Source organism: Janthinobacterium sp. BCJ23, assembly GCF_059617945.1.
This window is the reverse complement of the sequence record NZ_JCAQAW010000002.1, coordinates 263,392-286,381: the sequence shown is the minus strand read 5'-3', so window position 1 is coordinate 286,381 and position 22,990 is coordinate 263,392. Positions and strand designations below refer to the sequence as shown.

Annotated in this window: 17 protein-coding genes; 10 read left to right on the top strand and 7 right to left on the bottom strand. The window is 62.0% G+C overall.

What is annotated here, in order from left to right; translation table 11 throughout:
- The first annotated feature begins 47 nt into the window (after positions 1 to 47).
- The 7 genes from AC54AG_RS07330 (at position 48) to AC54AG_RS07300 (ending at position 4,549) form a co-directional block, all read left to right on the top strand.
- A complete protein-coding gene (locus AC54AG_RS07330) occupies positions 48 to 434 on the top strand; it encodes a VOC family protein (protein WP_034756595.1) in 387 nt (128 codons plus the stop codon).
- Between the two features lie 56 nt (positions 435 to 490).
- Positions 491 to 1,123, top strand: a complete 633-nt coding sequence (locus tag AC54AG_RS07325; RefSeq protein WP_034756156.1) for a carbonic anhydrase — start codon at positions 491 to 493, stop codon at positions 1,121 to 1,123.
- 92 nt (positions 1,124 to 1,215) lie between these two features.
- A complete protein-coding gene (locus tag AC54AG_RS07320; protein WP_072453554.1) occupies positions 1,216 to 1,995 on the top strand; it encodes a TatD family hydrolase in 780 nt (259 codons plus the stop codon).
- 16 nt (positions 1,996 to 2,011) lie between these two features.
- Positions 2,012 to 2,662 (top strand): ankyrin repeat domain-containing protein, encoded by a 651-nt coding sequence (locus tag AC54AG_RS07315; RefSeq protein WP_496629896.1) that lies wholly within the window; start codon positions 2,012 to 2,014, stop codon positions 2,660 to 2,662.
- A 253-nt stretch (positions 2,663 to 2,915) separates the two neighbouring features.
- A complete protein-coding gene (locus tag AC54AG_RS07310; protein WP_496629895.1) occupies positions 2,916 to 3,839 on the top strand; it encodes a class I SAM-dependent methyltransferase in 924 nt (307 codons plus the stop codon).
- Between the two features lie 100 nt (positions 3,840 to 3,939).
- Positions 3,940 to 4,188, top strand: a complete 249-nt coding sequence (locus AC54AG_RS07305; RefSeq protein WP_034756165.1) for a hypothetical protein — start codon at positions 3,940 to 3,942, stop codon at positions 4,186 to 4,188.
- Positions 4,189 to 4,351: 163 nt separating this feature from the next.
- A complete protein-coding gene (locus AC54AG_RS07300; protein ID WP_034756168.1) occupies positions 4,352 to 4,549 on the top strand; it encodes a hypothetical protein in 198 nt (65 codons plus the stop codon).
- Between the two features lie 63 nt (positions 4,550 to 4,612).
- Here AC54AG_RS07300 and AC54AG_RS07295 read toward each other — a convergent pair whose 3' ends face one another.
- Entirely contained in the window at positions 4,613 to 5,731 is a 1,119-nt protein-coding gene (locus tag AC54AG_RS07295) for a phospholipase A (RefSeq protein ID WP_070302464.1), read from the bottom strand.
- Positions 5,732 to 6,016: 285 nt separating this feature from the next.
- Between AC54AG_RS07295 and fusA the strand changes: the two genes are divergently transcribed.
- Positions 6,017 to 8,125 (top strand): elongation factor G, encoded by a 2,109-nt coding sequence (gene fusA, locus AC54AG_RS07290; RefSeq protein ID WP_496629894.1) that lies wholly within the window; start codon positions 6,017 to 6,019, stop codon positions 8,123 to 8,125.
- A gap of 186 nt (positions 8,126 to 8,311) precedes the next feature.
- Positions 8,312 to 8,842 (top strand): SRPBCC family protein, encoded by a 531-nt coding sequence (locus AC54AG_RS07285; protein ID WP_319991588.1) that lies wholly within the window; start codon positions 8,312 to 8,314, stop codon positions 8,840 to 8,842.
- 298 nt (positions 8,843 to 9,140) lie between these two features.
- Here the strand turns inward: AC54AG_RS07285 and AC54AG_RS07280 are convergent, their stop codons facing one another.
- Both AC54AG_RS07280 and AC54AG_RS07275 read right to left on the bottom strand, forming a co-directional pair.
- A complete protein-coding gene (locus tag AC54AG_RS07280) occupies positions 9,141 to 10,049 on the bottom strand; it encodes a hypothetical protein (RefSeq protein WP_331776546.1) in 909 nt (302 codons plus the stop codon).
- Positions 10,050 to 10,224: 175 nt separating this feature from the next.
- The gene (locus tag AC54AG_RS07275; RefSeq protein ID WP_496629893.1) at positions 10,225 to 11,133 is read right to left on the bottom strand and encodes an alpha/beta hydrolase; all 909 of its coding nucleotides are present in this window, start codon (positions 11,131 to 11,133) and stop codon (positions 10,225 to 10,227) included.
- 139 nt (positions 11,134 to 11,272) lie between these two features.
- Here AC54AG_RS07275 and AC54AG_RS07270 point away from each other — a divergent pair, with 139 nt between their 5' ends.
- Positions 11,273 to 14,473 (top strand): PAS domain-containing protein, encoded by a 3,201-nt coding sequence (locus AC54AG_RS07270; RefSeq protein ID WP_496629892.1) that lies wholly within the window; start codon positions 11,273 to 11,275, stop codon positions 14,471 to 14,473.
- Here AC54AG_RS07270 and AC54AG_RS07265 read toward each other — a convergent pair.
- The 4 genes from AC54AG_RS07265 to AC54AG_RS07250 are packed head-to-tail and all read right to left on the bottom strand — an operon-like array spanning position 14,470 to position 22,909.
- On the bottom strand, positions 14,470 to 17,358 hold the full coding sequence (locus AC54AG_RS07265; RefSeq protein ID WP_496629891.1) for a hybrid sensor histidine kinase/response regulator: 2,889 nt from the start codon (positions 17,356 to 17,358) through the stop codon (positions 14,470 to 14,472). The two genes, AC54AG_RS07270 and AC54AG_RS07265, sit on opposite strands and share 4 nt — an antisense overlap.
- Positions 17,359 to 17,365: 7 nt before the next feature.
- Positions 17,366 to 18,556, bottom strand: coding sequence for a hybrid sensor histidine kinase/response regulator (locus tag AC54AG_RS07260; RefSeq protein WP_496629889.1), 1,191 nt, complete (start codon positions 18,554 to 18,556; stop codon positions 17,366 to 17,368).
- Entirely contained in the window at positions 18,546 to 19,427 is an 882-nt protein-coding gene (locus AC54AG_RS07255) for a CheR family methyltransferase (protein ID WP_496629888.1), read from the bottom strand. The genes AC54AG_RS07260 and AC54AG_RS07255 overlap by 11 nt, the downstream gene beginning before the upstream one ends.
- Complete coding sequence (locus AC54AG_RS07250) at positions 19,427 to 22,909, bottom strand: response regulator (protein ID WP_496629887.1); 3,483 nt, start codon at positions 22,907 to 22,909, stop codon at positions 19,427 to 19,429. Before AC54AG_RS07250 ends, AC54AG_RS07255 begins: the two co-directional genes overlap by 1 nt.
- Positions 22,910 to 22,990 lie beyond the last annotated feature (81 nt).

Genomic DNA, 22,990 nt, shown 5'->3' with positions numbered 1-22,990 from the left:
GGCCCCTGGTGTTACAGTCAAGGCACTGGACAGCAATGGAGGCGTGCATGAAACGAGTCACTGGCATCGGCGGCATCTTTTTCCAGGCGCAAGACCCGGCCTCGCTGCGCGCCTGGTACCAGCGCCACCTGGGTCTGGACGTGCAGCCGTGGGGCGGCGCCGCCTTTAGCTGGACGGATGCGGACGGCCAGCCCACGGCGGGCACCACCATCTGGTCCGTAGCAGCCAAGGGCAGCGAGCAATTCCTGCCCGGCAAGGCTTCCTTCATGATCAATTACCGGGTCGACGACCTCGATGCGCTGTTGCAAGCCTTGCGCGATGAAGGCTGCACGGTGCTGGACAAGGCGCCCGATTCGGAATATGGCCAGTTCGGCTGGGTCATCGATCCAGAAGGCAACAAGGTGGAGCTGTGGCAGCCGCCACAGGGGCAGTAGGCGGAACCTGCCTCGTTCAGCGATAATACCGGCTCAGATAACGATCCCTATTTATTATGCGCGACATTATTGCTGGATTCCTACGCTTCCAAAAAGAGGTTTTTCCTGAGCGCCGCGAGTTGTTCAAGACCCTGGCCACGGGACAAACCCCGAAGGCCCTGTTCATTTCCTGCTCGGACAGCCGCATGGTGCCGGAACTGGTGACGCAGCGCGAACCCGGCGAACTCTTCGTGATCCGCAACGCGGGCAACATCGTGCCATCGTACGGCCCGGAACCGGGCGGCGTCAGCGCCACGGTCGAATTTGCCGTGTCCGCCTTGAACGTGAGCGACATCGTCATTTGCGGCCATTCCGATTGCGGCGCGATGAAGGCGATCGCCACCTGTGCCTGCCTCGATCACATGCCGGCCGTGCGCAGCTGGCTGCACCATGCGGACGCGGCGCGCATGATCAACGAATCGGTCGACCATCCGACGGAGCAGTCGCGCATCGACGGCATGGTGCGCGCCAACGTGGTCGCGCAACTCAATAACCTGCGCACCCATCCTTCGGTGGCGCTGGCCATGGCGCAACACCGGCTGACCCTGCACGGCTGGGTGTACGACATCGAGAACGGTTCTCTCGACGCGCTCGACGAGTCGACCGGCAACTTCGTGCCGCTCGCGGAACACCCGGCCTCGCAGATGTAATCGGCTGCAAGCCTCCGAACCGCTCCGGCAGGGGATGCGCGCCGCCGCCGTTCCCCTGCCAGTTTTCTCTCCCTCCGGTACAATCCCGCCTTATGTATATCGATTCCCATTGCCATATCAATTTCCCCGAGCTGGCCGCTCGCATGCCCGAGATCCTCGCCAAGATGGCGGAGAACAAGGTGACGCACGCTCTGTGCGTGTCCGTCGACTTGCCGGACTTCCCGCAGGTGCTGGCCCTGGCCGAGCAGTATCCGCATATCTTTGCGTCCGTCGGCGTGCATCCCGACTATGAAGACACGCCTGAACCGTCCGTGGAAGACCTGGTGCGATTGGCGGACCACCCGAAGATCATCGCCATCGGCGAGACGGGCCTCGATTATTTCCGTTTGACGGGCGACCTCGAGTGGCAGCGCGAGCGTTTTCGCACTCACATCAAAGCTTCAAGAATCACGCGCAAGCCCTTGATTATTCACACAAGAGCGGCCAGTGAAGACACGATACGCATCATGCGCGAAGAGGGCGCTGGCGTGGCCGACGGCGGCGTGGCCGGCGTCATGCATTGCTTTACGGAATCCTTGGAAGTGGCGCGCGCCGCCATCGACATGGGTTTCTATATTTCGTTTTCCGGCATCGTCACGTTCAAGAGCGCCAAGGATTTGCAAGCCGTGGCCCTGGAAGTGCCGCTCGAGCGCATCCTCATCGAGACGGATTCGCCGTACCTGGCGCCCGTGCCATTCCGTGGCCGCATGAACGAACCGGGCTATGTAGCCCACGTGGCGGAATACCTGTCGACCCTGAAAGGCATCCCGCTGGAGCAGGTGGCACGCCAGACGACGGGCAATTTCTTCAAGTTATTCAATCAGTTGCCATAACTTCTTAAGGTCAGACATGATGAAAAAACTCGCGCTGGCGATGCTGCTGTGCTGCGCCACCGCCAGCCAGGCGGCGCCGGAACCGGATGCCTTCTTCCGCGCCGTGTCCGTCAACAACGCCAGCGGCGTGCGCGACATGCTGGCCGAGGGCATGAACCCGAACCAGCCCGACGCGCAACGCGGCGACATTCCCCTCGTGCTGGCCTTGCGCGACGATGCGGACCGGGTTTTCAAGGTGCTGCTCGACGCACCCGGCATCGACATCGAAGCCCGTTCGGCCAACGGCAACACGGCGCTGATGATGGCCGCCTATAAACACAAGCAGGATGCCGTGGAAGCCTTGCTGGCCAAGGGCGCCAAGGTCAACCAGAGCGGCTGGACGGCGCTCCACTATGCGGCTTCGGCGGGCGACCTGCCGATCATGAAGATCTTGCTCGACCGCGACGCCGCCGTTGATGCGCGTGCGCCCGCCAACGTCACGCCGTTGATGTTTGCCGCCCGCGAGGGACAGGAGGGCGCCGTCAAGCTGCTGCTGTCCTGGGGTGCGGACGCCAGCCTGAAAAGCGACCATGGCTGGACGGCCGCGCAGTTCGCCCAGGCCGGCGACAAGCCGGGCGTGGTTGCCATCATCGAAGCGGCACAGAAGGCGCGCGCGGCCCGAAAGTAATCTTCTAGCAATATTTTCCATGCCAGCGCTGAAATTGGCATGGAATTGCCTCTCAGCTCAGCCCTTTGTTCTCCGTGCCGATTAACGATAATGATCGTGTCGCATTAATCAGGAGATTTTTCGCATGGGCAATCACATCAACGTCAGGCGCCGGCTGGTTTGTCGCCGCCCCTCGTGCAGCCCGTGCGATAACACTGCTTTCTGGAATGACAAAACCGATCGGCCATCGGAGCCAGACTCCAAGAGGACAGACATGCTGAATGAACGAGAAATCGAGAGTTGTTACCTGGGGCAATTTATCCCCGTCCATTACCACCACAATATGTTGATGGACCAGAACCGCATGCACGGGTTCAAGTCGGCGATCGATTACGCGGTGAAGCCTGGCATGAAAGTGCTGGAGCTGGGCGGCGGCACGGGTGTGCTGTCGTGGTTTGCGGCCGCGCGCGCCGACAAGGTGTGGTGCGTGGAGTTCAATCCTGACATGGTCAAGGAAGCGCGCAAGATGCTGGCGCTCAATCCCAACGGTGAAAAAGTCGAAGTCGTCCACGCGGACGCCTTCGAATACCTGCCGCCCGAGCCCGTCGACGTGGTCATCTGTGAAATGATCCATGTGGGCATGCTGCGCGAAAAGCAGGTGGAAGTGATCGAATCGTTCAAGCGCCGCTACCTGGCCCGCTTTGGCGGCCCGCTGCCCATCTTCCTGCCCGAAGCCGTCATCATGGCCGTGCAGCCGATGCAGCAGGAATACGATTTCGAGGGCTTTTATGCGCCCATCGTGCAATTCCAGGAAACCACGGCCATCCACCCGGGCGTGCAGGAGCTGGCGCCGCCCTCCGTGTACAGCATCATCGACTTCAGCCAGCTGACGGACAGCGTCTTCGGCTTCGACGGCAAGTTCGTCGTCGAGCGCAGCGGCACCTTGAATGCCTTGCGTTTCGTCACCAAGAACATCCTGGCCGTCGTGTCCGAGCGCTCGACCACGATCGACTGGCTGAACCACTACATGTGTTTGCCTCTGGCCACGCCGGTCGCCGTGAAGGCGGGCGACGTGCTGCAAGTGAGCTTCCAGTACCGCGCCGGCGGCTCGATTCCTTCGCTGGAAACGTCGATCCGCGCGCAGGTGATCTATGACGTGAATCTGCAGCCTGTTACGCAGAACGCAGTCTATGCCTGAGTGTCATTAACGTAAAGGCAACGCCGCAGCGATTTCGTCCTGCGGCGTTTGTCCATTCAGGGTATATTTCGTCTTTTACCCACTGGACAGCTTTACTATCATGGAACAGATCGATCAGCGTTACCTCGTGCAACAGAACAAAATCAGCGATGGCGAGACCAAGCCGCCCGTGTTTGCCAAGGTAATGCGCAGCAAGGAAGGCGTGTTTGAAGGCGTGTCCTTCATCAAGTCGAAGGACAAGGCCTCGATCCTGACCATCGAAGATGCCAACCAGGCCATCAAATGGGCCACCAGCAAGAAGCCGAACGCCCATGAATACATCACGAAAGTGATTTGCGTCGGTCAATAAAAGTCTCCGCAGGCGCCGTTCATTCCCGTTTTTGCACCGTTCATCCCCCCAGCACGCAGTTCATCGCAAGGCCGTTGCCGCCGTGGCGGCGCTTGCATATAGTGGCCTCACGGTAGCGGGGCAAGCACGGCTTGCTCCGCACATTTCATTCTAGGGGGACGCAATGCTGGGATTTGTGCTGTGGCTGCTGCTCTTGCTCGTGTGCTGGCCCCTGGCCTTGCTGGCCCTCGTGCTGTATCCGCTGGCCTGGCTGCTGTTGCTGCCATTCCGCTTGATCGGCATCGGCGTCGAAGGCGTGTTCGAATTGCTGCGCGCCATCGTCATGCTGCCTGCCCGCGTGCTGGGTGGCAGCCCGCGATAAATCAGATATTTTCCATAAAAAATGGCGCCCTCGGCGCCATTTTTGTTTGCGGTACTGCTTGGCTTACAGGTCGACCATGAAACCGGCGCCTATCGATTTCTGCGAATAGTTGTAGTCGATCAAGCTCTGGCCATAGCCGGAGAACAGTTGCAGATAGCCTTTCAGGTTGGCCTTCAATGGGAAAGCCCAGCTTGCCTGCATGGAGCCATGCTTCTTGCTGAAATTGCGGCGGGCCGTCACGGCATACTCGTGGCCCTTGTTGCGGTAGCTCACGCGCAAGTCGCCATGCCCCAGGTAATCGGTGATGTCGATATTGTCATTGTCGGTCTTGCCATTGTCGAGGCGGTGCCAGACACGGGCCGTGACAGCCAGATTGTCTTTTTCCATGCCCAGTTCGGCATACACGCGGTTCCAGCTGCGAGATAGCGTCGACGTCTGACCGTTGGACTGGTGCACGAGGCCGAAGTTCAGGTAATTGAATTCCACGCCCGCGAAATTCTTGTTGATCGGCATGATCAGCATCAGTTCCGGCTGGTAATTGGTCTCGCGGAACGGGCTCGAGGCCTTGCGGTTATACGCTTGCCAGAAACTTTGCTGCGTGTAGCCAAACCACATGTCGAGCGGCGTGCCGGCGATGTCTTCCAGCAGCTTCATCTTGAAGCTCAGCTGGAACGTCAGTTCCACATGCTGGCTCTTGATGCCGGCCGGCGTGAAATCCTGGAACGGCTCGTCGTTGGACGCATCGCTGTAATTGGCCAGCAGCAGATAGGTGTCGCGGTGCGGGCGGAAGTTGAACAGGCCGCGTTTCGAGGCCTCGTTCAGTTCCCACGATTGCTGGGTGCGCGAAATCGGCGCTTCCGGCGGCGCCGCGCCTGTCTGTGCGACGGCAGGAATGGCCGCGTTGACAGCGTCCGGCGTGGCCACGCCAGGCGGACTGACGGGAGTGATGGGGGCGGCCTCGGCTGCCGCTGCCAGGGTGACGGCCGCGGTGGCGGAATCACCGCCGGCCGCGATGGTGGCTTTTTCCGCCGCCTTGGCCAGGGTGTCGAAGCACCCCAGGCGGGCGCTGGCGTCGCCAAGTACGGCGCAACGCTGCATTTGCTGTTCCAGTTCGCCGGCCATGGCCAGCGCCGGCGATGCCAGCAGGGAAGAGAGGATTATTTTTCTTAGTTGGATAGTCATAGGCTGAGTAGGGCATGTCGTTCGGTGCGCACCTGGGCTGCATGCCGGCGGCGTCGCCTTGCATGGCCGGATGCCATGCGTATTGATTTTTATTAATCTTTGTTGAATTAAAGTTCAAAAATTAACGTCTGGAAGTATAGCCGAATCCGCAATTAGTCTCCGTGCGCCTGACGTGTGTGCGCCTGCCAGTGTTGCGTGCATGGTAAACAGCCCGCTGCCGTGCCGGCCAAATCGATGTCTGCTACACTGGAAAACCGGGTGCCGGGGCTAGCCATGGAGATTGTGATGACCCGCAAAACACCTATCGAGCGCTACCGCAACATCGGCATCAGCGCCCATATCGACGCCGGCAAGACCACCACCACCGAGCGCATCCTGTTTTATACGGGGGTCAATCACAAGATCGGCGAAGTGCACAATGGCGCCGCCACCATGGACTGGATGGAGCAGGAACAGGAACGGGGTATCACCATTACCTCGGCCGCCACCACGGCCTTCTGGAAAGGCATGGCCGGCAATTTCCCCGAACACCGCATCAACATCATCGATACGCCCGGCCACGTGGATTTCACGATCGAGGTCGAGCGCTCAATGCGCGTGCTCGACGGCGCCGTGATGGTGTATGACGCCGTCGGCGGCGTGCAGCCGCAGTCGGAAACCGTCTGGCGGCAAGCCAACAAATACCACGTGCCACGCATCGCCTTCATCAACAAGATGGACCGGGTGGGCGCGGATTTCCTGCGCGTGCGCAAGCAGATCGCCGACCGCCTGAAGGGCGTGGCCGTGCCCATCCAGTTGCCGATCGGCGCCGAAGACCATTTCACGGGCGTGATCGACCTGTTGAAAATGCGCGCCATCACCTGGGACGACGCCAGCCAGGGCGTGCAGTTCAGCTATGGCGAGATTCCCGCCGAGCTACAGGCGCAGGCACAGCAGTGGCATGAGCACATGGTCGAACACGCGGCCGAAGCCAGCACGGAGATGACGGAACGCTACCTGAATGGCGACACGTTTACGGAAGCCGAACTCAAGCAAGCCTTGCGCGCACGTACCATCCGCAACGAAATCGTGCCCATGCTGTGCGGCAGCGCGTTTAAAAACAAGGGCGTGCAGGCGATGCTCGATGCCATCATCGAATATCTGCCGTCGCCGATGGAAGTGCCGCCCATCATGGGCCATGACGAACACGACAACGAGGTGGAGCGCCATCCGACGGACGACGAGCACTTTGCCGCGCTCGCCTTCAAGATCATGACGGACCCGTTCGTGGGGCAATTGACCTTCTTCCGCGTGTATTCGGGCGTGGTGAACTCGGGCGACATGGTCTACAACCCGACCAAGAGCGCGCGCGAACGGCTGGGGCGCATCCTGCAGATGCATGCGAACGAGCGCAAGGAAATCAAGGAAGTGTATGCGGGCGACATCGCCGCCGCCGTGGGCCTGAAAGCCGTCACCACAGGCGACACTCTGTGCGCCATCGACCACATCATCGTGCTGGAAAAGATGATCTTCCCGGAACCCGTGATTTCGCAGGCGGTCGAACCGAAGACCAAGCCAGACCAGGAAAAGATGGGCATCGCCCTGAACCGCCTGGCGCAGGAAGACCCGTCGTTCAGGGTGCATACGGACGAGGAATCGGGCCAGACCATCATGTCGGGCATGGGCGAATTGCACCTGGAGATACTGGTCGACCGCATGCGCCGTGAATTTGGCGTGGAAGCCAATGTCGGCAAGCCGCAGGTGGCCTACCGCGAAACCATCACGCGCGCGGTGGAAGACGTGGAGGGCAAGTTCGTTAAGCAATCGGGCGGGCGGGGCCAGTACGGCCACGTGGTGCTCAAACTTGAACCCTTGCCGCCAGGCACCGGCTACCAGTTCGTCGATGCCATCAAGGGCGGCGTGGTGCCGCGCGAATTCATCCCCGCCGTCGACAAGGGCATCGTCGAAACCTTGAAGTCGGGCGTGCTGGCCGGCTACCCGGTCGTCGACGTGAAGGCGACCTTGACGTTCGGCTCCTACCACGACGTCGATTCGAACGAAAACGCCTTCCGCATGGCCGGTTCCATCGCCTTCAAGGATGGCATGCGCAAAGCCCATCCCGTACTGCTCGAACCGATGATGCAGGTGGAGGCGGAAACGCCGGAAGAGTTCATGGGCAACGTTATGGGCGACCTGACGGCCCGCCGCGGCATGGTGCAGGGCGTCGACGACGTTCCCGGCGGCGCGGGCCGCATCGTCAAGGCGCTTGTGCCGCTGGCCGAAATGTTCGGCTATTCCACCGGCCTGCGCTCGCTGACCCAGGGCCGTGCCACCTACACGATGGAATTCAAGCACTATGCGGCCGTGCCCAAGCATATCCTCGACCAGGTGGCATCTGCTGGCAAGGCAAAGTAGGTCGGGTAGGTCGGATTAGGCCCTCCGGGCCGTAATCCGACACCATCGTTGGCCTGAGCCGCTGGTGATGGTGTCGGCTTACGCGCTGTGCGCTAACCCGACCTACGCTCAAGATGGCGTACGGGCCTTTCCCATTTTCGGCGCCACTGTTACATTAACTGCCAGTCCACCAACACAGGAGAGAGCATGGCCACCGCAGAACAGAAGCAGGAAGGACAGCACCGCGACAGCAGCGACTTTGTCATCACGCAGACTTTCGACGCACCACGCGATCTCGTGTTCCGCTCGTGGGTGGAGCCCGAGCGCCTGGCGCAATGGTGGGGCCCCGTCGGTTTCGAATTGAGCGTGCTGGCGCTGGACCTCAAACCGGGCGGAGTCTTCCACTACGGCATGCGCGCGGACAATGGCTACGAGATGTGGGGCAAGTTCACCTACCAGTCTATCGAAGCGCCCGAACGCATCGTTTCCATCCTGTCGTTTGCCGACAAGCAGGGGAATGCCGTGCAGCACCCCGTCAGCGCTACTTGGCCGCTGGAATCGTTCAATGTCATGACGCTTAGCGAAGAGAATGGCAAGACGACGATGACGTTACGGTCGACGCCGCACAAGGCGACGGATGAGCAGCATGAGACTTTCAAGCAGGGGTTTGAGTCGATGACGCAGGGGTTCAAGGCGACCTTCGCCCAGCTGGCCCAGTACCTGGCGCGTGTTCAGTGATCGTATTGTTTTGAACAGCGGGCCAGAGCCGCGGGCCTGAGAAAATGCCCATGGCTGCGTTGCTTGGGCTCGCCGTACATGCGTACTGTCTTCGCCCGCGCGCCTTGCCCTGGCCATTTTTCAGGCCCGCTGGGCCCGGGGAGCCTGAGTTTGGGACGGGAGCCTATTCGTATTGATCTTGGATATGTTTTTTGTTGAAGAGCGTTTATACGCCAAAGCACCTTGTTGAAGTAACCAGGTAGCATTTTTGAAGCTCGCGCCGCACCTATAGCGTGATAGCGGAGCAGACCTGGCACATTTAAAATGGGACTTCACCTTCGTAATGGTTTGACACATCAACCATATAAATAATCTGCGATGCGCAAACTGCTAATACGTACTCAGCCACTTCCGCTGTTGCAATACCTCCCGCTGCGCCTCCATGCCCGATTCCATCTCCTCCGCTCCGATATGCATAAATTCCAGTTATGGTTTGAGCAATTGCTTTAGGTACTGAAACGTCTTTTGTTGACGAGAACCATTTCGCTAGGTCTCCCAATGTAGCAGCCTTCGCAGCAGGGAATAGAATTTTCCCCGCTGCTTCGACAGCACAAACTACCTCCTTCACGCAATTTTCATAGTCCGGCTTTGCTGGACTGCGAAAGAATTGCATTGCCTTGTCATAGTGTCGACGAGCACTTGCGAGCCGGCTATCACCGAGAACTACCTGTGCCCTAGTAGTCACCTCAACAGTATGTTTTCTGCCTCTCCTGCGAACTAATCCTTCTGTGAATTCAAAAGCCAATTCCTCTTCCGAAAATAGCCGCTGTAATTCAGCCGTGATAAATGCCTGCACTTCGGACTTTGGAGTGGTCACTTCGTATATGTCGTTGTAGCTATACCCAACTTCCTTTGCCAAGTGGTTATGTAAACGCTCACAAAAGTCATAGTTTTTGTCCCAACTTAGCGTAGCAAGCGCTACCTCAACGTCGATTTTCGCTTGTTGAATACTAGCGGACTTCGAATTGTTATACTCGACAGGTGGTAGACGTGCGATACGTTGGATCTCTCGTGCCAATGGGGCCCACCCGGCAATATAATCACGGTCTATTAAATCTAAAAGAAGATGCAATAGCCCTACTTGCGCACTTTGAGGAAATTCCGTATCGATTTTGCGGTGCACGCCTCTATTTCTAGCCGAAAATGGTGTTTGATCAAAGCTTGACATTCGTATGATTCCGATTTATTTGAAAAGTTCTTGTTGATCTAAATTTCACATCTCACGGCCTCGCCTTGCCGGTAGCACCTGATCTATTTTCGTATTGTTACGCTGGGTGGCACTAAAGAAAAAGTTTAAAGAACTACAAATGCACGGCTTATGCCACCCGCTTCAGGCCGCGCTTTCATCGTTGCGCCTCCATCCCCAACATCCCCCGAACCACCACCAAAATCATCCCCCACGCATTCGACGTCGCCGCAATCTCGTCATAATGACTTGCCCCAGGCAAAATCAGCACTTCCGCATGGTCGCCAGCCAGCGTGGCCTTGGCCGCATAGTCGTGCGCCACGCGGGGAGGGGAGATGGTGTCGAGTTCTCCCGTGGCCAGCACAGTGCGGCTGCCGTTGGGGATCAGGTCGGCGGCGTTGGTGTCGCTGTAGATGTCGGGGCGCGTTGCGCTGGGCTGGCCTGCCAGCTGGGCGATGTCGCGCTCGCAGCTGGTCTTGATCAAGTCCTTTTCATGGCGCAGGTCGGCCAGGCCGCCCAGGCTGACGATGTTTTTGACTGGCAGGAACTTGTCGCGGTACAGGGGGCTGGTCTTTGGCAGTTTTTCCCGTCCGGCGATCCATTGCACCAGCTGGCCGCCGGCCGAGTGGCCCATCGCCAGGATGCGATTCACGTCCAGCTGGTATTGGGGCGCGTGCTGCTGCAGGCTGTCGAGTGCCGCGTGCATGTCTTCGTAGGTGCCCGGGTAGCCGCCGCCCGGCTCGTCGACGCGCCGGTACTCGACATTCCACACGGCGATCCCTTGTGCGACGAGGGCGCCGGCCACGTTGCGCATCTGCTTGATGCCGCCGAAGGCCACCGTCCAGCAGCCGCCATGCACGAGCACGACGACGGGGAACGGTCCGCTGCCTTCGGGCCGGAACAGCTGTGCGTATTGCGACGGCGCGGGGCCATAGGGGATCTGCGCCTTGGGCGGGGGGCCGTTCAGGGCCAGGTAGTCGTCCAGGCTCATGGGGGCGGCGACGGCGCCGTGGACTGAGGCGAGCAGGGCGGTGGCGATCAGGGAGGACGGCAGGGAAGTAGGCATGCTGGAATTCGCTTGAGAAGAGAGCAACACTTTAGCATAGGGGCAGGTGCACGTAGAGATCAAGCGATGCGCTGTTTCCTCCTGCAAGAGGGTTGCCACATGGTATATTCCGGGCATCAGTTTTCCCCTTATCGACACGGTGCACGCAAACAACATTCTTTCCTTGCTGGACGCCGAGCATAGTGCGCTGGGCAGCATCGCGGCAGGCGCCGACCTGGCCCATGCATTGGAGCATTTGTTGCTGGCGCTGCAAGCGCTGGCCGACGGCGGCGCACATGCCTGCCTCGTGCTGATCGATGAGTCCGACCGCTTTTGCGGCTTGTCCGCGCCCAGCTTGCCACAAGACCTGTGCCTGGCCCTGCGCCACGGCGGCGACCAGCCATCCCCGTTCGGCACGGCGGCCTTTTCCGGCGCGCCCGTGTATTGCGGCGACATCACGCGCGACGTGCACTGGAGCGCGGGACGCAAGGAAGCCTTGCTGCACGGCTACCGCGCCTGCTGGGTCGCCCCCGTCTTTGGCGCCAAGGGGCATATCCTGGGCGTGCTGGGCCTGTTTTTCCAGGCGACATGCCACCCTACGCAACCGGAGATCGAACTGCTGGCGCTGGCCGCGCGCGTGGCCGCGCATGTCATCGAGCGGGGCCAGCTGGAACAGGCGCTGCACGACAGCCGCGAACACTTTCATTACGCCATCGAACTGAACACGCAAGTGCTGTGGACGGCCGATATCGACGGCAAGCTCGACTATGTCGCGCAGCGCTGGCGCGAATGGACGGGCGGCAACGGCCTGGGCACCAACTGGCTGGAAGCCATCCACCCCGAAGACATTCCCCATTCCTTGGCGGCCTGGAGCGAAGCGGTGGGCAGCGGCCAGCCTTTCGACCAGGAAATGCGCGTGCGCCAGCAGGATGGCCAGTACCGCTGGGTGCATTCGCGCGCATATTGCCGCCGGGACGAACGCGGCCAGGCCGTGAAATGGTATGGCTCGTGCGAGGATATCGACGAACATTGGCAGGCGCGCAATGCCTTGCTAGACAGCGAGGCGCAGTTCCGTTCGCTCGCGTCCACCATGCCCAACCAGGCCTGGCTCGCGCATGGCAGCGGCGCCACCTACTGGGTCAACGAACAGGTGTGCGAATACACGGGACAATCGATGAAGTCGCTCGTGTCCAGCGGTTTCCGCCACTGCGTGCATCCAGACGACGTGCAGACCACGCAGAGAAGCTGGGACCGGGCCGTCGCCACCGCCAGCGCCTATGAACAGGAGTTCCGCATGCGCCGCGCCAGCGATGGCGCCTACCGCTGGTTCCTCGCGCGCGCCTTGCCCCTGTTCGACGAGGCGGGCAAGGTGCTGCGCTGGGTGGGCACGAATACGGACGTGCAGGAACAGAAGAACGTGCTGGAAAAGATGGCCTACCTGAATTCCTCGCTGGAAGTGGAAATGGCCAACCGCACGGCCGACCGCGACCGCATGTGGCGGCTGTCGACCGACATCATGCTGGTGGCGGACCTGTCCGGCATGATCATCGCCGTCAATCCCGCCTGGAGCAAGATCCTCGAGCGCCCGGAAGTCGAATCGCTGGGCATGGACTTCATCAGCCTCGTGCATCCCGACGACCGCATGGTGGCCTTGCAGGACTTGTCGCGCCTGGCCCATGGCGCGCCCACCTTGCGCATGGAAAACCGCTACCGGCGCCGCGATGGCGGCTACCGCTGGATTTCCTGGACGGCCGTGCCGGCGCAAAAGCTGATCCATGCCATCGGCCGCGACGTCACCGATGAAAAAGAGGCGCGGCTGGCGCTGGTGCGCAGTGAGCAAGCTTTATTGCAGGCGCAAAAGCTCGAATCGATCGGCAAGCTGACGGGCGGCGTGGCCCACGATTTCAACAACGTCCTGCAAATCATTTCCGGCAATTTGCAGTTGCTGAAACTGACGGTGGCCGACAATCCGCAGGCGGCCCGCCGCCTCGATTCCGCCGCCTCGGCCGTCGACCGGGGCGCCAAGCTGGCGTCGCAGCTGCTGGCCTTTGCGCGGCGCCAGCCGTTGAAACCGCTGGTGACGGACCTGGGGCGTTTGCTGCGCCGCATGCATGAGCTGATCCGCCGCGCGCTGGGCGAAGCGATTACCGAGGAAACCTTCATCAGCGACGGCCTGTGGCATACGCTGGTCGACCCGAACCAGATGGAAAACGTGCTGCTGAACATGGCCATCAACGCGCGCGATGCGATGGACAAGGGCGGGCGGCTGACTTTTACCCTGAGCAACGTCACACTCGACGCCGCCTACGCCAGCCAGCATGCGGACGTGCTGGAAGGGCAATACGTGCTGCTGACCATCACCGACACGGGCCACGGCATGGAGCGCGACGTGATCGACCAGATCTTCGAGCCCTTCTTCACCACCAAGCGCGAAGGCGAGGGCACTGGCTTGGGCCTGTCCATGGCGTACGGCTTCATCCGCCAGAGCGCGGGCCACATTAAGGTGCACAGCGCGCCGGGCGCCGGCACGACGTTCAAGATTTATCTGCCCCGTTCGCTGGAAAAACTGGCCGAACCGCCGCCGAGCCTGACGGGCCCCGTGCTGGGCGGTGGCGAGACCATCCTCGTCGTGGAAGACGATGCACCCGTGCAGCACACGGTGGTCGACATGCTGCGCGGCCTCGGCTACGACGTGCTGCATGCCGATGACGGCGCCTCGGCGCTGGCCCTTCTGGGCACGGGCGTGGCCATCGACCTGCTGTTTACGGACGTGGTCATGCCCGGTCCCGTCAGCAGCAAGCAGCTGGCGCAGCAGGCCAGATTGCTGCTGCCGGAACTGGCCGTATTGTTTACCTCGGGCTACACGCACAACGCCATCATGCAGGGCGGGCGGCTGGATCCGGGCGTGGAGCTGTTGAGCAAACCGTACCAGCGCGAAGACCTGGCGCGGCGCATCCGCCATTTGCTGGCCGACCGCCGCCTCGTGGGCGCGCCCGACCCGTCCGGGCGGCGCATCCTGCTGGTGGAAGACAATGACGATGCGCGTGAAATGACGACGGAAATGCTCAATATGCTGGGGCACACCGTGCACGGCGTGGCCAGCGCGGAAGCGGCCATGCCGCTGTTGGCCATGCCGGGCCTGGACGTGCTGGTGACGGACATCAGCCTGCCCACGATGTCCGGCCTAGAACTGGCGCGCCATGCGCGCGCGCACTGGCCGCAGCTGGACGTGGTGTTTGCTTCCGGACACGACTGGGGCGCCAGCCTGATGCAGGACGCCAGCGCCCGTTTCCTGCGCAAGCCGTTTGGTCTGGAAGAGCTGGCCAGCGCACTGAAGGCGCGCCGGCTCGACGTTTACTAGTTTGGTGTCAGCAAGGCTTGCTGCAACTGCTCGACGCTAAATGGTTTGACGAGGAAGCGCGCTTGCGGGTCCAGCACGCCGGAATTGGCCGGCGCATGGCCGGTGGAAAACACCACTTCCAGCCGCGGCTGCTCGCGGGCCGCCAACTGGGCCAGCTCGACGCCCGACATGCGCGGCAGGCTGATATCGGTCAGCAGCAGTTCCAGTCCCGGCGTGCCCAGCAGGGGCAAGGCTTCTTCGGCCGTGCCCACGGCCAGCACCGTGTGGCCCAGCATGGCCAGCAGGTCGCCTGTCATCGCGCGCGCGTCCGCATTATCTTCCACCAACAAAATATGTCGTCCCGCCGGCTGTGCGGGTGCAGCAGGTTGCGGCGGCGCCAGTTGCGCGCGGTACTGGTGCAGGGCCGTCACGTGGCGGCCATTGGCCAGCAGGTGGCGGATGCGCCGCGCCAGGTCTTCGCGCCGGTACGGTTTGCTCAACAACTCCACGCCCGGTTCCAGCCGGCCGCCCTGCATCATGGCGTCTTGCGTGTAGCCCGAGGTAAACAACACGGCCAGCTGCGGCAGCAGCACGCGGGCCTGGCGCGCCAGCGCCGTGCTGGCCACCTTGCCTGGCATCACCACGTCCGTAAACAGCAGGTCGATGGGCACGCCGCTGCCGATGACGGCCAGTGCGCTTTCGCCATCGCTGGCGCGCAGCACGACGTAACCGAGGCCGCGCAGCATGTCGACCACTGTCGTCTGCACCTGCACATCGTCTTCCACGACGAGGATGGTTTCCTTGCCGCCCAGCACGGGGCCGTCCAACTGCAGCGGCAGTTCCGTTTCCGCTTCCAGCGAGCGCGGCAGGTAGATGCGGAAGGTGCTGCCATGGCCAGGCAGACTGTCCACCGTCAGGTGGCCGCCGCTCTGGCGCAGGAAGCCATAGGCCATGGACAGGCCCAGGCCCGTGCCTTCGCCTTCTTTCTTTGTCGTGAAGAACGGCTCGAAAATCTTGTCCAGCAGCTCGGCCGGAATGCCCGCGCCCGTATCCGAGACGGCCAGCAGCACGTAGTCGCCGGGCGCCACGTCCGCATGGCGGGCCGCGTAATCGCTGTCCAGCACGATGTTGCTCAGTTCGATGGTCAGCTGGCCTTGGCCATCCATGGCGTCGCGCGCATTGATGGCCAGGTTGAGGATGACGTTTTCCAGCTGGTGCGGGTCGACCAGGGCACGCCAGCAGTCGTCGGCCAGCAGCCAGCGCGTTTCGATGGTTTCGCCCGTGGCGCGCCGCAGCAGCTCTTCCGTCGAGCGCAGCAGCTGCGCCAGGTCCGTCACCAGCGGTTTCAATGGCTGGCGCCGCGCAAAGGCCAGCAGCTGGGCCGACAGCTTGGCACCCCGTTCCACGGCGGCCGAGGCGCTGGCGATGCGCTTGGCGGCCAGCGGGTCGCTGTCCAGGCTCAGTTGCAGCAACTGCAGATTGCCCGAGATAATTTGCAGCACGTTATTGAAATCGTGGGCCACGCCGCCCGTCAGCTTGCCCAGCGCTTCGAGCTTTTGCGATTGCAGCAGGGCCATCTCGCTGTGGCGCAACGATTCCTGCATGAGGCGCAAGGTGTTTTGCGCCTCTTTTTCCAGGGTGACATGGCGCCCGGTGGCAAATATCAGGTCGCCTTCGGTGGCCGTCACCCACGACAGCCAGCGGTGGCCGCCATCGCGGTGCCGGTAGCGGTTTTCAAAGCTGGGCCTGGCCTCTTGCGTCACTTGCGCCAGCGCCTGGCGCGTGGCGGCCGCATCTTCGGCCAGCACGAAGTCGAACAGGCTGCGGCCCAGCATTTCCTCGGGCAGCCAGCCCAGGATGGCGCCGGCGGCCGGGTTGACGGCGGCAAAGCAGCCTTCGGCATCGATGGCCACCATCAGGTCTTGCGCGCTGCGCCACAGGCGCTCGCGCTCGCTGTTGCGCGCGGCCAGTTCCGCTTCCAGCTTCTTTTCCACGGTAATGTCGCGCGCGCTGCAATACACCTTCTCGCCCTCGGGCACGGCCACCCACGACAGCCAGTGCCAGCCGCCCAGCTTGTGGCGGTAGCGGTTTTCGAAGCGCAGCGCCGGCTGGCCCTGGTTGGCCGCATCCCAGGCCGCATAGGTGCGCGGCAAGTCGTCCGGATGGATCAGTTCAAAAAATTTCGTCGTGCGGATTTCCTCCACGGACCAGCCCAAGGTGGCTTGCCAGGCGGGGTTCGAGTGTTCGAAATAGCCGTCGAGGTTAAGCACGCCCAGCAAGTCGGGGCTGACGTTCCAGGTGCGGCCGAATTCGCGCGTGCGCTCGGCCACTTGCGTTTCCATGCTGGCAGTCAGGGCGCGCAAACGCGATTCCGCCCGAGCCCGCAAAATGGTCGACCAGACGCGTTCCGACACTTGCACGGCCAGTTCGATCTCGTCCGCATGCCACAGGCGTGCCGCGCTGCTGTGCACGACGAACAGGGCCGCCAGCTGGCCATCCTTGGCAATCGGAATGTTCAGGAAGGCACGGATGCCCAGACGCGCGAACGCGGCCAGCGCGGCCGGCATGGCTGTGCGCGGGTCGCTTGCCACATCGCTGACGGCGAGCGCCTGGCCGGCGGCAAGCGCATCGGCCAGGCCTGCCGCGTAATCGCCGAGGAAATACTCGCCGGCGGCGCCCGGCGCCAGGCCATCGCTCCACGCATGCTGCAAGGTGGGGCACTGCAGGGTCTGGTCGATATCGAAACAGGCCACTTGCTGGGCGCCCAGGCGTTGTCCCAGCAGCTGGGCCGACAGGGAAAGGATCTCGCCCGTGTCTTGCAGCAGGCGCAGCCGGCGTTCCAGTTGCAGCAAAAAGGCGACGCCGCTGGCGCCGGCCTGGCTGCGGGGGACGGGGGTGCTGGTCATGCCGGCCTCAGCTGCCGGCCAGCGGCAGGGTGACGCTGAACAGGGCGCCATTGCCGGGCTGGCTTTGCAGGGTGATGGCGCCGCCATGCGCATCGACCAGCTGCTTGGTGATGAACAGGCCCAGGCCCAGGCCGCCCGTGCGGTCCTGGTGGATGACGCGCTCGAAGGCATCGAAAATGCGTTCCTGGTCGCGCGCGTTGATACCGATGCCATGGTCGCGCACTTCGATGACGGCGCTGTTCTGCGTGTGCGCCAGGCTGATTTCCACGGGCTGGCCCTGGCCGTAGCGCACGGCGTTGCTGATCAGATTGACAACGATCTGTTCGACGCGGAAGGCGTCCCAGAAACCGTGGATGGGCTCGAAGGCCATCACTTCCAGCACGCTGCCCGTGGCGGCCGCATACGGGCCCAGGTCGTCTGCCACGCGCCGCACGAGGCAGGTCAGGTCGACGGCTTCGCGGCGGATCGACAGCTTGCCGCTGGTGATGCGCGACACGTCGAGCATATCGTCGATCAGGCGCACCATGCTGCGGATTTGCCGCCCGTCGCGCGCCACCATCTTGCCCAGCTTGTCCGGCTCGAAGGCGGCCAGGTTGCCCCGTTCCAGGTTGACGGTGCGCATCTGCGTTTCCAGGAACAGCGTGTTCAACGGCGTGCGCAGTTCGTGCGCCACCATGGACATGAATTCGTCGCGCAGGCGCAGCGAGCGCTGCAGTTCAGCCTGCGTGGCGCGCAATTCCTTCAATAACGCTTCCTGCTGCTGGCGGCTGTGCTCGAGCGCCTGCACCTGGCGCCGTGTCTCGCTGCGCTGCTGGTGCAGGGCGACAAACACGTTGACCTTGCTTTGCACGGCATTGATGTCGAGCGGCTTGTGCAGGAAATCGACAGCGCCGCTTTCATAGCCCTGGAAGGAAAAATTCATTTCCTTGCCGGCCGCCGTGACGAAGACGATGGGGATGTGGCGCGTCTTTTCCGTGCCGCGCATCAATTGCGCCAGCTCAAAACCATCCATCTCCGGCATTTGCACGTCGAGGATGGCCAGCGCGAAATCGTGCTCGAGCAGCAGGGCCAGCGCTTCTTCGCCGGACGAGGCCTGATAGACGCTGCGGTCGCTCTCGCGTATCAGCGCGTTGAGCGCGCGCAAGTTCTCCGGCAAGTCGTCGACGATCAGCAGTTTGGTGCTTGTTTCATTCATCATGTTTCATTCCTGGCATGTGCCGTCCAGCGTAGTGGGAAGCGGCGTGCGACGGCGCACGCTTGCGGTAGAGCTTTTCAGGACCCGGCAATGGCTCGAAGTCGGGGGCAAAGCGCGTGAAATGCGTGCTTTCCTTGCTGCCCAGTCCCAGGAATCCCCGGTGGCACAGCGAATCGTGGAACAGGCCCAAGGCCCGTTCCTGCAAGGTTTTATTAAAGTAAATCAAGACGTTACGGCACAAAATCAATTGCGTTTCAATAAACACGCTGTCCGTGGACAGGCTGTGGTCGGCAAAGTTGATCTTGTCGAGCAGACGCTGCTGGAAACGTGCCGTGGCATGCTCGACCATGTAATAGTCGGCCAGCTGGCCCAAGCCGCCCGCAGCCAGGTAGTTGGCGCCATATTCTTCAAGCCGGTGCAGCGGATAGGCGCCGCGTGCGGCCGTGGCCAGCGCTTGCGGATTGATATCGGTGGCGTAGATCGTGCTGCGTTCGAGCAAGCCTTCCTCGTGCAGCACGATGGCCAGCGACAGCGCTTCTTCCCCCGTGCAGCAGCCGGCCACCCAGATGGTCGGCGACGGGTAGGTTTTCAGCACGGGCACCACGTGTTCACGCAAGGCGCGGAAAAATGCCGGGTCGCGGAACATTTGCGTGACGGGCACGGTCAAAATCTGCAGCAGGTCGCCAAAGGCGGCCGGGTCGTCCAGCACGCGCTGCTGGAGGGCAGGCACATCTGCACAATGCAAGCGGTCTAGCGCATGATTGAGGCGGCGCCGCTGCGAGGGCAGGGAATAGTCGCGAAAATCATAGCTGTAGCGCTGGTACAGCGCTTCCATCAGCGCCTGCAGCTGCGCGTCCGTGGTGCGCTGGGACATCAGATGCGTTCCATCTTCGGCATCCACACGCGCAGCAGCGAATACAAACGATCAAGGTCGATCGGCTTGGCCAGGTAATCGGACGCGCCCGCCTGCAGGCATTCTTCCTGGTCATTCTTCATGGCCTTGGCCGTGATGGCGATAATCGGCAGCTTGTTGTAGCGGCCATCGGCGCGGATCAGGCGCGTCGCTTCCAGCCCATCCATGCCCGGCATCATGACATCCATCAGCACGAGGTCGATATCGTCCACGCTGTTGAGCTTGCTGATGGCTTCGAAGCCGTTGCGGCCGATTTCCACCACCACGCCTCGCTGTTCCAGTGCATTCGTCAGGGCAAAGATATTGCGCACGTCGTCGTCCACGAGCAAGATCTTGCGTCCTTCAAACACGCGTTCGCGGCTGCGCACCTGCTGCAGCATGCCCTGGCGCTCGCTCGACAGTTCCGATTCCACCTTGTGCAGGAAGAGGGTGACTTCGTCGAGCAGGCGTTCGGGCGAACGGGCACCCTTGATGATGATCGAGCGCGAATACTTCATCAGGTCCGCTTCTTCCTCGCGGCTCAGGTTGCGGCCCGTGTAGACGATGACGGGCGGGAACGAGCACAGCTCTTCATGCTCCATGCGTTCGAGCAATTCGTTGCCCTGGATGTCGGGCAGCTTCAAGTCGATGATCATGCAGTCGAAGATCTGCGTTTTCAGCAATTCCAGCGCTTGTTCGCCCAGCGCCACGGCCGTGATTTCCACGTCGTCGTCGCTGATCAGGTGCACCACGCTTTCGCGCTGGCGTTCATCGTCCTCGACCAGCAGGATGCGCTTCATCTGCTGCGTGAATTTCGATTCGAGCTTGCGGAACACTTCCTTCAGCTGCTCGCGCGTGCGCGGCTTGGTGGCGTAGCCGATGGCGCCCAGCTGCATCGCTTCCTGGATCTGGTCGTTGCCAGACACAATGTGCACGGGAATGTGGCGCGTCAGCGGGTTTTCCTTGAGCTGCTGCAAGACCAGCAAGCCCGGGCGGTCCGGCAAGCCCATGTCGAGCAGGATGGCGTCGGGCAGGAATTCCTCGGCCAGGCGCAAGCCTTCATCGGCGCCGTGCGCCACCAGGCAGCGGTATTGCATTTCATGCGCGAGGTCGAACAGGATGCCGGCAAACGACGGTTCATCCTCGATCACCAGCACGGAACGCTGGCCCGTCTTGGCGGCCGGCACGCTGTCGCGGTCATCCTGGAAGGTGGGCAGCGGCACGGGCTTGGCGGCGGGCGCCGGCTTGGGCGCGGCGGCCGCGATTTTTGCAGGCGCTTGCGGCACTGCGGCCGGGGCCGGCGCCGCTTCCACGGCGCGCTCCGGCATGACGGCCGGCAGTACCAGGGTAAACGTGCTGCCCTGGCCTGGCGTGCTGGCCAGCTCGATGCTGCCGCCCAGCAAGGCGGCCAGGTCGCGCGAAATCGACAGGCCCAGGCCCGTGCCGCCATAGCGGCGGCTGGTGGTGCCGTCGGCCTGGTGGAAGGCGTCGAAAATCTTGTGCTGCTGGTCGTCGGCAATGCCGATGCCCGAATCCTGCACCTGGAAGCGCACCTGGCCATCCGCGCCGCTGCTCACGTGCAAGCTCACGGTACCTGTATCCGTAAACTTGATGGCGTTTGACAGCAGGTTTTTCAGGATTTGCTCGAGGCGCTGGCGGTCGCTGACGAGCGACGGCGGCGTATCCGGCGCTACCTTGACGCTCAGTGTCAGTTTCTTTTGCTGGGCCTGGGCGCCAAACAGCATTTTCATGCTGCTGAGCAGTTCGTCGAAAGGCACGCTTTCCGGCGTCAATTCCAGCTTGCCCGCCTCGACCTTGGAAATGTCGAGGATATCGTTGATGAGGGTGAGTAAATCGTTGCCGGCCGAATAGATGGTTTGCGCAAACGTCACTTGCTCCGGCGTCAGGTTGCCGCTGGTGTTGTCCGACAGCAGTTTCGACAGGATCAGCGAGCTGTTCAGCGGCGTGCGCAGCTCGTGCGACATGTTCGCCAGGAATTCGGACTTGTAGCGGCTGGCCCGCTGCAATTCTTCCGCGCGCGCTTCCAGCTGGGCGTGCGCCTGGACGATGGCCATGTTTTTCTGGTCCAGCGACAGCGCCTGCACGGCCAGCTGCCCGTTCGACTGCTCGAGCGCCGCCTTTTGCTCTTCCAGGTGGGCTTGCGACTGTTCCAGCACGCGCGACTGTTCGCCCAGCTCTTCATTGGCCGTGCGCAGTTCTTCCTGCTGCACTTCCAGTTCTTCATTCAATTGCTGGGTTTCTTCGAGCACGTTTTGCAGGCGCTGGCGGTACAGGGCCGCTTCCAGCGAGGTGCCGACGTTCGCCGCAATCAGGTTCAGCCACTCCTTGGCGCGGGCGCTGACGGGATGCGTAAAGCCCAGTTCGATGACGCCGTTGACGACGCCTTCATTGTTGACGGGCGCCAGGACCAGCTCCAGCGGCGCGCCGCGGCCCAGGCTCGACGTCACGGTCAGGTAATTCTCGGGCACTTGCTGCACATGCTTGAGGCGTTTTTCGCGCGCCGTCTCGCCCACCAGGCCTTCGCCCAGCTTGAACACCTGTTTTTCCTTGACGCCCTGTTCGTTGAAACCGTACACGGCCGTGCGGCGCAGGCTGCCATCCTCGTCGACGACGTACAGGGTGGCGATGGCCACGTCGAGGCGGTGGGCGAGGAAATCGAGCACGTGCCGTCCCAGTTGCGGCAAGCCCAGCTGGCCGCTCGTGTGGGCCGCCAGTTCCGTCTGCCCCGTGCGCAGCCAGGCTTGCTCCTGCAGCACATCGTTGTCCTTGCCGCGCTGCTCGAGCGCATCGTTGTAGATATCGGACAGGCGCAGCAGTTCGCGCCGTCCCAGGTAGGCGAGCAAGCCCGACAATCCCAAGCTGAGGATGAGGAATACGACCACGGCCAGCATGGTGCGGCTTTCGGCCGTATCGGCCCGTTCCTGGCGCAGCCGCTGTTCCATGGACAGGAAGGCGAGGAATTCGCGGCGGATTTCGTCAAATTCCAGCTTGCCTTCGCCCTGGCGCACGCGCGCAAGGAATTCCTGGTTGTTGCGGCGCTGGGCGATCACGCCTTCGGCGTAATCGAGCCACTGGCCTTGCAACGCGCGGATGCGGCGCAAGCGGTCCACCTGGATGGGGCTGTCGGATACCAGATCCAGCAGGGTGGTCATTTCCACGGCGATCTTGGCCTTGCCCGATTTATATGGCGCCAAAAACGTTTCATCGCCCGTCAGCAGATAGCCGCGCATGCCCGTTTCCAGGTCGACCGACAATTTCATGACTTCATTCGCATTGCCGATCACCCGTTCGGAATGCTCGACCGAGCGCAGGGCCGACAGCAGGTAGGCGATCAGGGCGACGAACACGAGGGCCGTGACGACCCCGATGACCAGTGGCAAGGTCACGTTGCGGGCGAGGATGCGGCGAAAGCTGAAGGAGTCGATCGGGGTCTTGGTATTCATCATGTCCGTGTAAGGCTGTCGCGAAAAAATCAATTTTAATTGAAATGCAAGATTTCTGGTGGTCAAGCATAGCGTGCGCTA

Bases quoted from the DNA above. Each gene is read 5' to 3' on its own strand.
- AC54AG_RS07280 (WP_331776546.1), bottom strand. From the start codon at position 10,049: ATGTCAAGCTTTGATCAAACACCATTTTCGGCTAGAAATAGAGGCGTG.
- AC54AG_RS07255 (WP_496629888.1), bottom strand. From the start codon at position 19,427: ATGTCCCAGCGCACCACGGACGCGCAGCTGCAGGCGCTGATGGAAGCG.
- AC54AG_RS07310 (WP_496629895.1), top strand. From the start codon at position 2,916: ATGCTGAATGAACGAGAAATCGAGAGTTGTTACCTGGGGCAATTTATC.
- AC54AG_RS07285 (WP_319991588.1), top strand. From the start codon at position 8,312: ATGGCCACCGCAGAACAGAAGCAGGAAGGACAGCACCGCGACAGCAGC.
- AC54AG_RS07330 (WP_034756595.1), top strand. From the start codon at position 48: ATGAAACGAGTCACTGGCATCGGCGGCATCTTTTTCCAGGCGCAAGAC.
- AC54AG_RS07265 (WP_496629891.1), bottom strand. From the start codon at position 17,358: ATGACCAGCACCCCCGTCCCCCGCAGCCAGGCCGGCGCCAGCGGCGTC.
- AC54AG_RS07305 (WP_034756165.1), top strand. From the start codon at position 3,940: ATGGAACAGATCGATCAGCGTTACCTCGTGCAACAGAACAAAATCAGC.
- AC54AG_RS07315 (WP_496629896.1), top strand. From the start codon at position 2,012: ATGATGAAAAAACTCGCGCTGGCGATGCTGCTGTGCTGCGCCACCGCC.
- AC54AG_RS07325 (WP_034756156.1), top strand. From the start codon at position 491: ATGCGCGACATTATTGCTGGATTCCTACGCTTCCAAAAAGAGGTTTTT.
- AC54AG_RS07300 (WP_034756168.1), top strand. From the start codon at position 4,352: ATGCTGGGATTTGTGCTGTGGCTGCTGCTCTTGCTCGTGTGCTGGCCC.
- AC54AG_RS07250 (WP_496629887.1), bottom strand. From the start codon at position 22,909: ATGAATACCAAGACCCCGATCGACTCCTTCAGCTTTCGCCGCATCCTC.
- AC54AG_RS07260 (WP_496629889.1), bottom strand. From the start codon at position 18,556: ATGATGAATGAAACAAGCACCAAACTGCTGATCGTCGACGACTTGCCG.
- AC54AG_RS07320 (WP_072453554.1), top strand. From the start codon at position 1,216: ATGTATATCGATTCCCATTGCCATATCAATTTCCCCGAGCTGGCCGCT.
- AC54AG_RS07275 (WP_496629893.1), bottom strand. From the start codon at position 11,133: ATGCCTACTTCCCTGCCGTCCTCCCTGATCGCCACCGCCCTGCTCGCC.
- AC54AG_RS07295 (WP_070302464.1), bottom strand. From the start codon at position 5,731: ATGACTATCCAACTAAGAAAAATAATCCTCTCTTCCCTGCTGGCATCG.
- fusA (WP_496629894.1), top strand. From the start codon at position 6,017: ATGACCCGCAAAACACCTATCGAGCGCTACCGCAACATCGGCATCAGC.